The 14568-nt window shown below is 59.6% G+C and carries 17 protein-coding genes; 16 read left to right on the forward strand and 1 reads right to left on the reverse strand.

Annotation, left to right across the window (positions count from 1 at the left end):
• Positions 1–39: 39 nt before the first annotated feature.
• Together ACR0L4_RS21505 and ACR0L4_RS21510 are read left to right on the forward strand one after the other, a co-directional pair.
• Complete coding sequence (locus tag ACR0L4_RS21505) at positions 40–918, forward strand: 50S ribosomal protein L11 methyltransferase (RefSeq protein ID WP_480515023.1); 879 nt, start codon at positions 40–42, stop codon at positions 916–918.
• Between the two features lie 100 nt (positions 919–1018).
• The gene (locus ACR0L4_RS21510) at positions 1019–1363 is read left to right on the forward strand and encodes a hypothetical protein (RefSeq protein WP_170754379.1); all 345 of its coding nucleotides are present in this window, start codon (positions 1019–1021) and stop codon (positions 1361–1363) included.
• 98 nt (positions 1364–1461) lie between these two features.
• On the opposite strand, the gene ACR0L4_RS21515 is transcribed toward ACR0L4_RS21510, so the two are convergent.
• A complete protein-coding gene (locus ACR0L4_RS21515; RefSeq protein WP_170754377.1) occupies positions 1462–1677 on the reverse strand; it encodes a DUF1127 domain-containing protein in 216 nt (71 codons plus the stop codon).
• Positions 1678–2009: 332 nt separating this feature from the next.
• On the opposite strand from ACR0L4_RS21515, the gene ruvC reads away from it, so the two are divergent.
• From ruvC to ACR0L4_RS21585, 14 genes are all read left to right on the forward strand, one after another.
• Positions 2010–2507: a crossover junction endodeoxyribonuclease RuvC gene (gene ruvC / locus ACR0L4_RS21520; protein WP_170754375.1), complete on the forward strand. Its 498-nt coding sequence runs from the start codon at positions 2010–2012 to the stop codon at positions 2505–2507.
• Positions 2504–3181, forward strand: coding sequence for a Holliday junction branch migration protein RuvA (ruvA, locus tag ACR0L4_RS21525; protein ID WP_480515026.1), 678 nt, complete (start codon positions 2504–2506; stop codon positions 3179–3181). The genes ruvC and ruvA overlap by 4 nt, the downstream gene beginning before the upstream one ends.
• A gap of 4 nt (positions 3182–3185) precedes the next feature.
• Positions 3186–4205, forward strand: coding sequence for a Holliday junction branch migration DNA helicase RuvB (ruvB, locus tag ACR0L4_RS21530; RefSeq protein ID WP_480515028.1), 1020 nt, complete (start codon positions 3186–3188; stop codon positions 4203–4205).
• Between the two features lie 63 nt (positions 4206–4268).
• On the forward strand, positions 4269–4892 hold the full coding sequence (locus ACR0L4_RS21535; RefSeq protein WP_170754369.1) for a hypothetical protein: 624 nt from the start codon (positions 4269–4271) through the stop codon (positions 4890–4892).
• Positions 4889–5272: a tol-pal system-associated acyl-CoA thioesterase gene (gene ybgC, locus ACR0L4_RS21540; protein ID WP_480515031.1), complete on the forward strand. Its 384-nt coding sequence runs from the start codon at positions 4889–4891 to the stop codon at positions 5270–5272. The genes ACR0L4_RS21535 and ybgC overlap by 4 nt, the downstream gene beginning before the upstream one ends.
• Positions 5273–5381: 109 nt before the next feature.
• The gene (gene tolQ, locus ACR0L4_RS21545) at positions 5382–6077 is read left to right on the forward strand and encodes a protein TolQ (protein WP_170531046.1); all 696 of its coding nucleotides are present in this window, start codon (positions 5382–5384) and stop codon (positions 6075–6077) included.
• Positions 6078–6079: 2 nt separating this feature from the next.
• The gene (tolR, locus tag ACR0L4_RS21550) at positions 6080–6550 is read left to right on the forward strand and encodes a protein TolR (RefSeq protein ID WP_170754363.1); all 471 of its coding nucleotides are present in this window, start codon (positions 6080–6082) and stop codon (positions 6548–6550) included.
• Between the two features lie 15 nt (positions 6551–6565).
• Positions 6566–7663: an energy transducer TonB family protein gene (locus ACR0L4_RS21555; RefSeq protein ID WP_480515034.1), complete on the forward strand. Its 1098-nt coding sequence runs from the start codon at positions 6566–6568 to the stop codon at positions 7661–7663.
• Positions 7660–8979 carry a Tol-Pal system beta propeller repeat protein TolB gene (gene tolB / locus ACR0L4_RS21560; protein WP_480515036.1) on the forward strand — a complete coding sequence of 440 codons (1320 nt, stop codon included), beginning with the start codon at positions 7660–7662 and terminating at the stop codon, positions 8977–8979. The genes ACR0L4_RS21555 and tolB overlap by 4 nt, the downstream gene beginning before the upstream one ends.
• A gap of 84 nt (positions 8980–9063) precedes the next feature.
• Complete coding sequence (pal, locus tag ACR0L4_RS21565) at positions 9064–9573, forward strand: peptidoglycan-associated lipoprotein Pal (protein ID WP_480515038.1); 510 nt, start codon at positions 9064–9066, stop codon at positions 9571–9573.
• A gap of 4 nt (positions 9574–9577) precedes the next feature.
• Positions 9578–10402 (forward strand): tol-pal system protein YbgF, encoded by an 825-nt coding sequence (gene ybgF, locus ACR0L4_RS21570; RefSeq protein ID WP_480515040.1) that lies wholly within the window; start codon positions 9578–9580, stop codon positions 10400–10402.
• Positions 10393–11652: a tRNA lysidine(34) synthetase TilS gene (tilS, locus tag ACR0L4_RS21575; RefSeq protein WP_480515042.1), complete on the forward strand. Its 1260-nt coding sequence runs from the start codon at positions 10393–10395 to the stop codon at positions 11650–11652. The genes ybgF and tilS overlap by 10 nt, the downstream gene beginning before the upstream one ends.
• A gap of 76 nt (positions 11653–11728) precedes the next feature.
• Entirely contained in the window at positions 11729–13645 is a 1917-nt protein-coding gene (ftsH, locus tag ACR0L4_RS21580) for an ATP-dependent zinc metalloprotease FtsH (protein ID WP_170754351.1), read from the forward strand.
• A 95-nt stretch (positions 13646–13740) separates the two neighbouring features.
• Positions 13741–14316, forward strand: a complete 576-nt coding sequence (locus tag ACR0L4_RS21585) for an MOSC domain-containing protein (RefSeq protein ID WP_480515045.1) — start codon at positions 13741–13743, stop codon at positions 14314–14316.
• The last annotated feature ends 252 nt before the right edge of the window (positions 14317–14568 follow it).

A 14568-nucleotide genomic window follows, 5' to 3' on the forward strand; every position in this document is an offset into this window, starting at 1 on the left:
ACGCCATAGGCGCAGTCTCAACTGAGACAGGAGACCGCCATGCCCACATTCACCGCGTTGACCACTCTGACCGGCAAGAAAGCCGCCGAAGGTCTGGGTGAGGCGATGGAGCGACTGGAACCGGAACCCACAGGTGTTGGCGTATTCGAAGTCGAGGACGGCTCTGGTCTTTGGGAGGTCGGGGGCTATTTCACCGAAGCACCGGACGAGACTGCTTTGGCGGTGCTTTCTGCAGCCTTCGATGCCAAGCCTTTTGTTGTCTCGGAACTGCCTGAAACGGATTGGGTCGCCCATGTCCGCCGCGAGCTTGCCCCTGTTGAGGCAGGTCGTTTCTTCGTCTATGGCAGCCATGATGCCGACAAAGTGCCGGAAGGGCGTATCCCCTTGTTGATTGAGGCCGCGATGGCCTTTGGCACCGGTCATCATGGCACCACTCTGGGTTGCCTTAAAGCACTGGATCAGTTGTTGGACGAAGGTCTCTCTGCCTCCAAGGTCGCAGATATCGGCTGCGGAACGGCGGTTCTTGCGATGGCGGCGGCCCGTGTTTGGGATGGGGAGATCATCGCCAGCGATATCGATCAGGTTGCCGTGGATGTTGCCGAGGCAAATCTGAAAGCCAATGGCATGTTCGGTCGGGTTCGCTGTGTCGAAGCCGCAGGGTTCGACCACCCCGACCTGAGCGCGCATGCGCCCTACGATCTGATTTTTGCCAATATACTCAAAGGCCCACTGGTAGCCCTGTCCCCGGAAATTGCCGCGAATCTCCGTCCCGGAGGCTATGCAATCGTGTCGGGACTCCTAAACGAGCAAGCAGATGACGTGGTTTCCGTTTATTCCGAATACGGGTTCAATCTGCATCAAAGGGGTGAGATTGGTGAATGGACGACGCTAATCTTAAGCAAACAGGGCTTAAATTAGACCATTTACAGGAGTTTTTTGGATTTTTGCCACGATTTTGGCGCAATCTCTACGTACCGTTTTTAATCAAATTGATGGGGGGCGGTTTTTGGAGGCTGCCATGTCTGGAAAGCAACTGGAATTTGATCAGCGCGTTCATCGCCTGAACAAGAAACACGCGAAACTCAGCCGCGGCTACCGCGCGACAATGCGCAAGGATGGTCTGGTGGTCATGAGGCCGCAACGGGTACGCTCGGCGGTTCCTGCCAAAGTCCTGCTGTTGAGCTTGGTCGGGTTTTTCGCCTTTAAGGCCTTCCTTTTGTCCAGTCTGGGTCCAACAGGATACCAGTCCCGCGTGGACGACCTCAACAAAGGGACGCAGGTCGAACAGGCCGGCGCGTGGGTGATGCAGATCGACCCGCTGTCACAGCTTCTCTCGGTTCAGCTCAACAAACTTCTCTACTAAGCACTGGCTGAAACGAAAAACACCGCGGCCTTCTCAGGACGCGGTGTTTCTGTTTGCCCCAAAGAGAGGAGGAAGGGGCGTGTGAGTGGTAGTCGGTATTAACGACGGCCCTCGGCGATGACGTCGATGTCACCCCGGCACAGGCCGATGTCTTCCAGTTCGCGGTCCGTCAGACCGGTCAGCGCGTTACGAGTGACGCGGGCGTCGTTCCATTCGACAGCGGCGTTCACGACCGATGCGAAAAATGCGCCGATACGGCCAACGAGGCCGAACGAGCCAGTGGTGGCAATGCGGGTGGTATCCAGTGCAGCCATATCCTGTTTCCTTCTGGTTTGTGTTCACGTTTGATCTTGCGATCTGAGCGGCATCTAGTGTCGCGATTTCGGGTGTGCAAGATCATTTTTTGCATGTGTGTTATGCAATTTCTGCAATGCTTCACACAGCTGTAATCCCCTTAAATAATTGGTGAATTCGCCTTCATTTTTGTGTCGATTTCAGACTGTTCCGGGTCGCAAATTTGCTTTGGGGTCGCGGGCAGAACAGTGATGTCGTTTTTGGGCCCGGGGTCAATTCGCTTGGAAAATGTTCACGCTTCGTGCTAGGCGTTGAAAAAACACCACACAACCCGAGCAGGCCAAGGCGAAACATGAGAATTCTGGGCATTGATCCGGGGCTGAGAACCCTGGGATGGGGCGTCATCGAATCAAACGGCAGTCGCCTGAGCCATGTTGCCAATGGGTTGTGCAAATCAGACGGCGACGATCTGGGTGAACGCTTGCTCTCTCTGCACAATCAGATTGTCGAGGTCATTGCCGATCATCAGCCGGATCAGGCAGCCATCGAGCAGACTTTCGTGAACAAAGACGGGGCCGGTACGCTGAAACTGGGTCAGGCGCGCGGGGTTGCTTTGCTGACCTTGGCGCAGGCAGGTTTGCCGGTTGGGGAATATGCGCCCAACCGGGTGAAAAAAACGGTCGTGGGCGTCGGCCATGCCGAAAAAGAACAGGTCCTGCATATGGTCAAACTGCAATTGCCGGGATGTCTGCCAAAAGGCGCGGACGCGGCAGATGCGCTGGCGATTGCGATTTGTCACGCGTATTACGGCAAGACGCAGCAATCACGATTGAAAGAGGTGCGGGCATGATCGGCAAGCTGACGGGGCGTATCGACTACCGCGCGGCGGATCATGTCCTGATCGACGTGCGCGGTGTTGGTTACCTCGTCTATTGTTCGGACCGGACAATGGCGGCCTTGCCGGGGGCAGGCGAGGCGGTCTCGATCTACACCGACATGGTGGTGCGCGAAGACCTTATGCAGCTCTATGGGTTTCTGTCCCTGATCGAAAAGGAATGGCACCGGTTGCTCTGCTCTGTTCAGGGTGTCGGGGCCAAGGTTTCTCTGTCTATTCTGTCGGCGCTGGGGCCCGATGGCGTAAGCCGTGCTATTGCGTTGGGCGATTGGGGGGCGGTCAAGGCCGCCAAGGGTGTCGGTCCGAAAACGGCACAGCGGATCGTGCTGGACCTGAAGGACAAGGCACCGGGTGTCATGGCCATGGGCGGCACGGTGACCGAGGCGACGGACGGCCCCGAACTGGAAGTGGTGGAATTGGCCGAACCGGCCCCGGCCCCGAAACGTACCGTCAAACCGGCATCGGGATCTGCGGCAGTGTCGGCGGGGGCGTTGTCGGCACTCTCGAATTTGGGCTACGGGCCGTCCGAGGCGGCCTCTGCCGTGGCCGAAGCAGCCGCAACCCTGCCCGATGCGGGCGAGGCCGAGTTGATCCGGGCGGCACTGAAGCTTTTGGCACCGAAAGGGTAGTTGAATGGTAGATGCTGACCAAACTTTGCGCCCCGACCCGCTGCCCGAGGACAATGATCGGGCACTGCGTCCGCAGGGTTTGGATGAGTTCATCGGACAGGCCGAGGCGCGCGCCAATCTGCGCATCTTTATCCAATCTGCCAAGCACCGGGGCGAGGCGATGGATCATACGCTGTTCCATGGCCCCCCGGGGCTGGGCAAGACCACCCTGGCACAGATCATGGCGCGCGAGTTGGGGGTGAATTTCCGCATGACCTCTGGTCCGGTTCTGGCCAAGGCGGGCGATCTGGCGGCGATCCTGACCAATCTGGAAGCGCGCGATGTGTTGTTCATCGATGAAATCCACCGTCTGAACCCTGCGGTCGAAGAGGTGCTGTATCCAGCGATGGAGGATTTTGAACTGGATCTGGTCATCGGCGAAGGCCCGGCGGCCCGGACGGTTCGGATCGAGTTGCAGCCGTTCACATTGGTGGGGGCGACAACGCGGATGGGGTTGCTGACGACCCCCTTGCGCGACCGGTTCGGCATCCCCACGCGGTTGCAGTTCTACACGGTCGATGAGTTGCACGAGATCGTCACCCGCAATGCCCGCAAACTGGGGGCGCCGGCGGACAATGAAGGCGCGCGCGAGATTGCACGCCGGTCGCGTGGAACGCCCAGGATTGCAGGGCGATTGTTGCGGCGTGTAGTGGATTTTGCCATCGTTGAAGGCGACGGGCGGATTACGCGCGACCTCGCTGATGGTGCTTTGACGCGGTTGAGTGTCGACAATCTGGGGCTTGACGGCGCGGACCGGCGGTATCTGACTTTGATTGCCGAGAACTATGCGGGTGGACCGGTGGGGATTGAAACTCTGTCGGCGGCGCTTTCTGAAAGCCGGGATTCACTGGAAGAGGTGATCGAGCCGTATCTGCTCCAGCAGGGTCTGATTCAACGCACGCCGCGCGGTCGGATGCTGGCGCAGAAAGCGTGGACACATTTGGGGATGGCCGCGCCCAAAGGCCAGAGCGATCTGTTTGGTTGAAGCCGCGCGCTTTTGAACCTATGCCTTTGGCGAGAGTGTTTTCCAAATGATGAAAGGCTGCGCGTGACACCAGAAGACATCGAGGCGCTGTTTACGCGCGAAAACGGTGAGTTCTTGTTTGCACGCTGGGGGCGGCCCATCGTTCCCATTGTTTTTGGCGTCGAGGATGAGACGCTTGCGACGGTTAAGGGCGCGTTCGAAGCGGTTGTGACACTGGCCGGACACCAGATGGCCGAGACCGACCCGGAGCTTGGCGCCAATTGCATGGTGTTCTTTTTTCGAGATTGGCAGGAATTGCCGGACGTGCCGGATTTGGATCGTCTGATCCCCGATCTTAGACCTTTGGTGGCGCGCCTGTTGGAGGCGGACGCCAACCAATACCGGATTTTCCGGTTCGAAGAGGATGGTGCAATTCGGGCGGCGTTTGTGTTCCTGCGTATGGATAAGGAATTGTCCAAAGTGCCCGCTGAAACCCTTGCGCTCAGCCAGGTGGTGCAGACCATCCTGCTATGGTCGGATACCGCATTCCGGGCACAGTCGCCGTTGGCTGTGGCAGGTGAGACGACGATCCTGCGGCCTGACATTGCCGGTCTGATCCGCGCCGCCTATGACCCGGTGTTGCCGGGCGCGGCACAAGATCCCTCGCATGCCTTGCGCCTGTTTGCGCGGTTGGAGCCTGCCCAGTGACGCACATCTTTCCCATACGCGTCTATTACGAAGACACCGATATGGGCGGTGTTGTCTATCACGCGAATTACCTTCGCTACATTGAACGTGCGCGCTCGGATTGGGTCCGGAATCTGGGCAACGATCAGAATGCAATGCGGGACCAAGGCATTGTCTGGGTGGTGCGACGGGTCGAGGCAGATTACCTGTCGCCCGCAAGATTCGATGACGAGCTTGTTGTCGAAACTGAAGTGACCGAGATTTCGGGCGTGCGTCTGACCATGGCGCAGCTTGTGCGCCGTGGCGAGACCGTGATCTTTCGAGCTTCGGTCACCGCCGTCTGCATCAACAAAGATGGTAGGCCAATCCGCCTCCCGGCAGAGATTCGCGCATTGATGTAACAATTTCGATGCCGGGGGTGGTTCTGTTGGCATTTCAGCCCCAACTGCGTTAGCGTTTGGCAAAACAAGGCCAAACCAACGGCCGTCAGGCAAAACAAAGAGCAGGTTCATGGAAGCTGAAACGCTGGCGCTGGCGCAGGAGATCGATTTCTCCATGTGGGGGCTGTATGCCCGCGCAACTTTTATCGTCAAACTGGTGATGCTGATGCTGATCGCGGCATCAATCTGGTCCTGGGGTATCATCATCCAGAAACTCATCAACTATCGAGCCGCACGACGCGAGGCGCAGGTGTTTGACGAGCATTTCTGGTCTGGAAACCCTCTGGACGAGCTGTTTGAGCAGATCGGGTCCCAGCCCGATGGCAGTTCTGAAAAGATTTTTGCCGCTGGCATGATCGAGTGGCGCAGGTCGCATCGCACGGATGGCGGGTTGATTGCCGGGGCAACGGCTCGGATCGATCGTTCGATGGATGTTGCCATCGCAAAAGAAGCGGAAACCTTGCAGAAAGGTCTTCCTATTCTGGCCACCGTTGGCTCGACTGCGCCGTTCATTGGCCTGTTTGGCACGGTTTGGGGCATCATGAATGCCTTCATCGAGATCGCTGAGCAGCAGAACACCAATCTTGCCGTTGTAGCGCCAGGGATTGCCGAGGCTCTGTTGGCCACGGGTTTGGGCCTGCTGGCTGCGATTCCTGCGGTGATCTTCTACAACAAGCTCAGCGCTGACAGCGACCGGATCGTTGGCGGCTACGAGGCCTTTGCAGACGAGTTCGCGACGATCCTGTCGCGCCAGTTGGACAGCTGACCATGGGTGCGGCGGTTCAGCAGGGCTCGGGTGGGAACGGACGAAGACGCGGGCGTCGCCGCGGCCGGGCGCAGCCGATGTCAGAGATCAACGTGACGCCGTTTGTGGACGTGATGCTTGTGTTGCTGATCATCTTCATGGTGGCGGCTCCGTTGCTGACGGTTGGAGTGCCGGTGGACCTGCCCAAGACCGCGGCCAGTGCCTTGCCGGGTGACAATGAAGAACCGCTGACGGTCACGCTGACGGCGGATGGCCGGGTTCAGATTCAGACCACGGATGTTCTGCGCGAAGAGCTGGTCGGCAGGTTGCGCGCCATTGCGGCGGAACGCAGCAGTGACCGCGTCTTCCTGCGGGCAGATGGGGCGATCCCCTACGCTCAGGTGATGCAGGTCATGGGTGCGCTGAACGCGGGCGGGTTTTCGAATGTGGGTCTGGTAACGGATACCGGCGGGCCGACGCTGGACGACGGGTAAAGGTGGGGTTGCGCGGTGGATACCGGCACCAAGATTTCAGCGATTGCGCATGTCAGCCTGATCGGCTGGGCGTTGTTCGGCGGCACCTTCCGGTCCGAGCCTTTGCCGATGAATGTGCAGGACGTATCTGTGATTTCGGCTGAGCAATTCGCAGCGCTGACCGCGCAGACGGACGCGCCCGAACTGCCGGAGTCGCCCGGTACGCTAGAGCAGCCAGACGCGCCGGAACCCGAAGCAAGCGCCCCCGAAGTGACCCCGGAAGAACAACCGCGCCCCGAACCTGTGGCTCCGCCTGAGCCGGAACCAGAAGTCGTCCCGGAAACGGTCGAGGTTCCGCCGGAGCCTGAGTTGCCGCAAGAGCCCCCGACATTGACGGAACCCGAGACGGCCGCCTTGCCCGTTCCACCAGGGCCCGAGGCGCAGCCAAGCCCGGCCGAGCGAGTCGCGCCCGAACCCATCGTGCCGCCTCCGCCCGATGCCAGGCCGGATGAGGTCGAGACGCCGCCTGTTTCTTTGGACGACGGTGCGGAGACGCAGCAGGAGCAGCAGGATCAGACCGCGCCGGAAGAGGCCGCACCCGAGATTGTGACCGAGGCCGAGGAAACGGCTGAGCAATCGCCGCTGACCTCTCCGCGCCCGCGCGTGCGGCCAGATCGACCCACCCCGACACCCGAGCCCGAAGTGGCCGAAACACCCGAGCCTGCCCCAGAGACGCCGACGACCGACAACAGCGACGCAATCAACGATGCCCTGTCCGAGGCTTTGGCTGGTGGCAACGAACCGTCTGGTCCACCGCTTACCAGCGGCGAAAAAGATGCGATGCGCGTCGCCGTGTCACGGTGCTGGAATGTCGGCTCATTGTCGACCGATGCATTGAACGTCGTGGTTGTCGTTGCGTTTTCGCTTAACCGGGACGGCACGGTCATTGGCGAGAGCATCCGGCTGCTGAACAGTTCTGGCGGTGGGTCGGGTGCTGAAAATCAAGCCTATCAGGCGGCCCGACGCGCAATTTTGCGCTGTGGCGCGCGTGGATACGATCTGCCTGCTGACAAATACGATCACTGGCAGGATATTGAGATTACATTCAATCCCGAGAGGATGCGGATCAAATGATGAAACTTCTGACCAGCCTCTTCCTTGGCCTGACCCTGATGTCGGCGCCGGTCTACGCGCAAAGCGGTCCTTTGCGTCTGGAAATTGACGAAGGGATCATCGAGCCGATGCCCTTTGCGGTGCCGGATTTCGTGCCCGATGGTCCGGCAGCGACGCAATATGCCAGCGACATTTCCCGTGTTGTTGCCGCGGATCTGACCGGAACGGGGCTGTTCCGCGAAATCTCCTCGGACGCGTTCATCAGCCGCGTCAGCAGCTTTGACGCACCGGTCCAGTTTGCGGACTGGAAAGCGATCAATGCGCAGGCGCTGGTGACGGGGGCGGTGAATGTCTCGGGCAAGCGCCTGACGGTTCGGTTCCGGGTCTGGGACGTGTTCTCGGGGCAGGAGCTTGGGAACGGCCTGCAACTGGCGGGCACCACGGATGGCTGGCGGCGCATGGCCCACAAGGTTGCCGATCAGGTCTACAGCCGCATTACGGGCGAGGGCGGATATTTCGACAGCCGCGTGGCGTTTGTATCGGAAAGTGGCCCCAAGGATCAGCGCCTCAAGCGGCTGGCCATCATGGACTATGACGGGGCAAACGTTCAGTATCTGACCGACAGTTCCGCCATCGTTCTGGCCCCACGCTTTTCGCCAACAGGCGAGCAACTGCTGTATACCAGCTACGAAACCGGCAGCCCCCGGATATACATTCTGGACGTCGGGCGGGTTCAGCGGCGTGAGCTGCGCACGCAAGATGGCACCATGAGCTTTTCGCCGCGTTTTTCGCCGGATGGACGGTCGATCGTTTATTCGTTGATCCAAGGTGGCAACACGGATCTTTGGCGGATGGATCTGGCTTCGGGCCAAAGCTCCCGTCTGACCAATACGCCTGCAATCGAAACCGCGCCCAGCTATGCGCCGGATGGCAGCCAGATCGTATTTGAAAGCGACCGGTCGGGAACGCCTCAGTTATACGTCATGCCTGCAAACGGGGGCGAGGCGACGCGGATCAGCTTTGGCCAGGGTCGCTATGGCACGCCTGTCTGGTCTCCACGCGGCGACCTGATCGCATTCACCAAACAGAACAAAGGCCGGTTTCATATCGGCGTGATGCGCACGGATGGCAGCGAGGAACGCCTGCTGACATCGTCTTTCCTGGATGAAGGCCCGACCTGGTCGCCAAACGGGCGCGTCATCATGTTCACCCGTGAAACGCAGGGCGCGAGCGGTCGGGCAACCCTGTATTCGGTGGATATTTCGGGTCGGAACCTGCGCCCGGTGCGGACACCGGACGGCGGCAGCGATCCATCCTGGGGTCCGTTGCAGAATTGATCGCCGCTGAGGCGCGGCAAAGTTCACAATAAACCGCCGCTGTGGTAGACAGGCGGCAATAAACAAAACAACGAGGCACTTGAGATGAATGTATTGGGCAAAATCCTGGCTGTGGGCGCGCTAAGCGTGATCGCGGCCTGCACCAGCAATGATCCTTCGGCATTGGGTGGCGGTGGTCCGGGCGGCAGTGGCGGCGCACTGGTTCCGGGCTCGCCAAGTGATCCGCGCTCGCCTGCCTATTTCCAACAGACGGTTGGTGATCGCGTGTTGTTCGCAGTGGATCAGTCAACACTGTCGCCGCAAGCGCAGACCGTGTTGCAAGGGCAGGCAGACTGGCTGATGGCCAACCCGGATTATGTTGCGACCATCGAAGGTCATGCCGATGAGCAGGGCACACGCGAATACAACCTTGCACTTGGCGCGCGTCGGGCGAATGCCGCGCGCGAGTTCCTGATTTCGCGCGGTGTGGCGGGCAATCGCCTGACCACTGTCAGCTATGGCAAGGAACGCCCGATCGAAATTTGCAGTACCGAGGAATGTTATTCCAAGAACCGCCGTGCGGTGACGGTGCTGACCGGTTCAACCTTGGGGTAAGACGATGAGACTTGCAGGATGGGTTTTGGCCTCGGTATTGACAACGGCGGGCGTTGCACAAGCGCAGGATCAGCAGACACTGGCGGATATTCGTCAGGAACTGACGGTGCTGCATGTTGAGATACAGCGCCTGAAGCGTGAGTTTTCGACCACTGGCTCGCCCGCTCCGAACCTGTCCGGCAGTTCGATCCTCGAACGCGTTGACGCGATCGAGGCCGAGTTACAGCGTTTGACCCGCCAAACCGAGCAGCTGAACCAGCGTGTACAGAACATCGTGACAGACGGGACCAATCGGATCGGAGACCTCGAATTCCGTTTGGTCGAACTGGAAGGCGGCGACCTGTCGACCTTGGGCGAGACCTCGACGCTAGGTGGCGAAAGCCAATCTGGCGCGGTGATCACGCCAGCGCCCACGCAACCCGGCGCCACAGATCAGGGTGAGCTGGCAGTTGGTGAGCGGGCCGATTTTGACGATGCCACGCAAGCCCTGACTGATGGCGACTTTCAAACGGCCGCGACCATGTTCGCACAGTTTGACACGTCATACCCCGGCAGCCCCCTTGCGCCCGAGGCGCATTTGAACCGCGGCAAGGCGCTCGAAGGGCTCGGAGACACACGCGAGGCCGCGCGTGCGTTCCTCGCCAGCTTCACTGGAGATTCCGAAGGGGCCGTTGCGCCGCAAGCGCTTTTCGAGCTTGGTGCCGCCCTGGGCCGTTTGGGCCAGACGGATCAGGCCTGTATCACACTGGCTGAGGTGGGCGTTCGGTTCCCGGCTTCGGGTCTGGCCACCAACGCCACGCAGGAAATGGCCACTTTGGGGTGTTCTTGACGCAGGGCATCGACAGCCTGACATCCGAAATCCGGGCACAGCTGCCTGAGCGATTGCCGCGACGGCTGGGTGTCGCCGTCTCGGGTGGCGGCGATTCGGTCGCTTTGATGCACCTTTTGCACAAGATCGCGCAGGGGGACGCGGTAGAGTTGTTTGCCGCAACGGTTGATCACGGGTTGCGCCCGGATGCGGCACAAGAGGCCGAAATGGTCGCAGGTCAGGCGGCGGCATTGGGTCTGCGCCATGACACGTTGCGCTGGCGGGGCTGGGATGGGGCTGGCAACCTGCAGGATCAGGCGCGGCAGGCGCGCTATGCGTTGCTTGCAGATTGGGCGCGGCACAATGACGTTCCAGCGATTGCCTTGGGTCACACTGCGGATGATCAGGCTGAAACGGTACTGATGCGGCTGGGTCGGGCGGCGGGTGTGACCGGGTTGTCAGGTATGCCGTCCATTCGACACCGCGAGGGCATCGCCATGCTTCGGCCGATGCTGAAGATCACACGGGAACGGCTGCGTCACTACATGGGCGACATCGATGTCCGATGGGCAGAAGATCCCTCGAATCAGGACGTGCGCTATGACCGTATCAAGGCCCGACAAGCTATGGCGGCGTTGCAGCCACTGGGAATAACGGCCGAATCCTTGACGCGCGTTGCAGAAAATCTGGCACAGGCACGTGAGGCATTGGACCGGTTTGCGCAGGAGTCTGCGCAACAAATCACCTATGTCGAAGCTGGCGATTTAATTTTGAACCGCGCCGGCTTTGCGATCTTGCCTGAAGAAATCCGCCGCAGGCTTTTGATTGGTGCCGTGTCCTGGATCGCAGGCCCCGGTTATCCGCCCCGACAATCGGGTGTAGATCAGGCTATTCAAGCAGTTTTGAACGGGCAGGCCGGGTCTATTGGCGGCTGTCTGCTGGTCCCGCAACGCGATAACGTACGGATTTGCAGGGAATTTAAGGCCGTCCAAGGTTTGACAGCGCCGGTTGGGGCAAAATGGGACGCAAGATGGATTTTGACCGGCCCCGAGCCTGACGGGGCCGAGGTGCGCGCGCTGGGTGAAGACGGCATTGCAATGCTACCGGATTGGCGCGCCACGGGGCGACCGCGTCTTGCGTTGCAGTCTTCTCCGGCAGTTTGGCAAGGGGACGAGCTTTTGGCCGCGCCTTTGGCAGGTTTGACCAATGGATGGCGCGCGGACCCGGCACCGGACTGGCCCGAGTTTCACGCGTCGCTTTTATCGCATTGAACATGCCACAATCCTCTCTATTTTAAGAGACAACCCGGCAGATCCCCATCTGCCGATATCTTTTGGGAGAATTTCCTTGGGCAACGCTCGCAATATCGCCTTCTGGGTCGTTCTGTTCTTGCTGATCCTTGCACTGTTCAATCTGTTCAGCGGACCGGGTGGAACACTTCAGAACAACGAACGAACCTATTCCGACTTTGTCAGTGCCGTTCAGAACGGTGAGGTCAAGAATGTGACGCTGGATGGTGAGCAGATCCGCTATACCACCGAATCTGGCGGGACCTATGTGACGATCAAACCCGGCGATGCCGAGGTGACCAAGCTGCTGATTGACGAAAACATCCCGGTGCGGGCCGAAAAGCAGCAGCAATCGGGTTTCCAGTCCTTCCTGATCACTCTTTTGCCCTTCCTGCTGCTGATCGGTGTCTGGGTTTATTTCATGAACCGGATGCAGGGCGGCGGCAAAGGCGGTGCAATGGGCTTTGGCAAGTCCAAGGCGAAAATGCTGACCGAAAAGCATGGCCGTGTGACCTTTGACGACGTCGCGGGCATCGACGAGGCCAAGGAAGAATTGGAAGAGATCGTCGAATTCCTGCGTAATCCGCAAAAATTCAGCCGTCTTGGCGGTAAGATTCCAAAAGGTGCGCTGCTGGTTGGCCCTCCGGGCACCGGTAAGACGCTGCTGGCCCGTGCCATTGCGGGCGAGGCGGGCGTGCCGTTCTTTACCATTTCGGGTTCGGACTTTGTTGAGATGTTCGTAGGTGTCGGCGCAAGCCGTGTCCGTGACATGTTCGAACAGGCCAAGAAGAATGCGCCTTGCATCGTTTTCATTGACGAGATTGACGCCGTTGGTCGCCATCGTGGTGCCGGGTATGGCGGCGGTAACGATGAACGCGAACAGACGCTCAACCAGTTGCTGGTTGAGATGGACGGGTTCGAAGCCAACGAGGGCGTGATCATTCTGGCGGCCACCAACCGTAAGGACGTGCTGGACCCTGCGTTGCTGCGCCCGGGCCGGTTTGACCGCAACGTGACCGTCGGCAACCCCGATATCAAAGGGCGTGAGAAGATTTTGGGCGTGCATGCGCGCAAGACACCTCTGGGCCCCGACGTTGACCTGCGCATCATCGCGCGCGGAACGCCGGGCTTTTCAGGTGCCGATCTGGCGAACCTCGTGAACGAAGCCGCACTGATGGCGGCACGGGTGGGGCGCCGCTTTGTCACCATGGAAGATTTTGAGAACGCCAAAGACAAGGTGATGATGGGGGCCGAGCGCCGCTCGATGGTCCTAACCCAGGACCAAAAGGAAAAGACCGCCTATCACGAGGCGGGCCATGCGGTGGTTGGTTTGGAATTGCCCTTGTGTGATCCGGTCTACAAGGCGACGATCATTCCGCGCGGTGGCGCGCTGGGAATGGTTGTGTCGCTGCCCGAGATGGATCGCCTGAACTATCACCGAGATGAGTGTGAACAAAAATTGGCGATGACCATGGCCGGTAAAGCCGCCGAGGTGATCAAATATGGTGAAGACCACGTCTCGAACGGCCCGGCCGGCGACATCATGCAGGCCAGCCAGTTGGCGCGGGCCATGGTGATGCGTTGGGGTATGTCCGACAAGGTCGGCAACATCGACTATGCCGAAGCGCATGAGGGCTATTCCGGCAACACCGCCGGGTTCTCGGTGTCCGCGCATACCAAAGAGCTGATCGAAGAAGAGGTGAAGCGCCTGATCCAGCAGGGCTATGAGCGTGCGCACAAGATCCTGAGTGCCAAGAGCGAAGAGTGGGAACGCCTGGCACAAGGGTTGCTGGAATACGAGACCCTGACAGGTGATGAGATCAAACGCGTCATGAATGGTGAATCGCCGACCGAAGGCGATGACGAAGGCGACAGCCCGGATCAGGGCAGCGCACCCAGCGTCACTGCCATTCCCAAGACCAAACCTAAAAAATCTCCACCCGAGGGCGGGATGGAACCTGAACCAACCACATAACAGCAAAACCCGGAGCCAGCCTCCGGGTTTTCTCTTTTCATCGTGGTGTCGCAGGGCATTATGCGCGCAAGAGTGCAGGTGAAAAGGAAATGCCGATGCCGTTTTTGCGTGAAACCGAATATGCGGGCGAAGTGATCTGGCTGGGCCATGTGCCTGCGGGCGCTTCCTTGAAGGCGCATCCCGTAGAGGTATTGGAACTGGACTTTGACGGCGTGCTGGGTGAGCGTCATGAGGGGCTCAACCGGGGGTCCTGCGTGCGGGTCAGGAATCTGTATCCGCAAGGCACCGAAATCAGAAATGTCAGACAGGTTTCGATCCTGTCCGAAGAAGAACTGTCGGGCATCGCAGCCGAGATGAACTTGGCTGAGCTTGATCCGTCTTACCTCGGGGCGTCAATTGTGGTGAAGGGGATTCCCGATTTTTCGCATATCCCCCCGTCTTCGCGCCTGCAGGCCGGAACTGGTACGACGGTCACGGTGGATATGGAAAACGCCCCCTGCGTTCTGCCGGGGCGCGAGATCGAGGCCGATCACACAGGATTGGGGGCTGCGTTCAAACCTGCGGCGCAGGGACGTCGCGGTGTCACGGCCTGGGTCGAGCGTCCGGGGAATTTGAGGGTCGGGGACAAGATGCGGTTGTTTGTGCCGGATCAGCCGCTTTGGCGGCCATAAGAGACATTCGTTTCCGATTTGATCCTAACGATTTCGGGCGACGCCGTTTCGCGGCATGAATATGTCGGAATCCATAGCCATCGGCATTGTGTGCGATTGTATGTGTTGCGCAGCATCGGCGCATCGCGTCGATTTTGCACGGCATTCAATCAGGGACCCTGCCCAATGAGTTACAAATCCGATATCGAAATCGCCCGCGAAGCGAACAAGAAGCCGATTCAGGAGATTGGTGCCAGGATTGGCATCGAGACT

This window comes from Ruegeria sp. AB5, assembly GCF_056542645.1.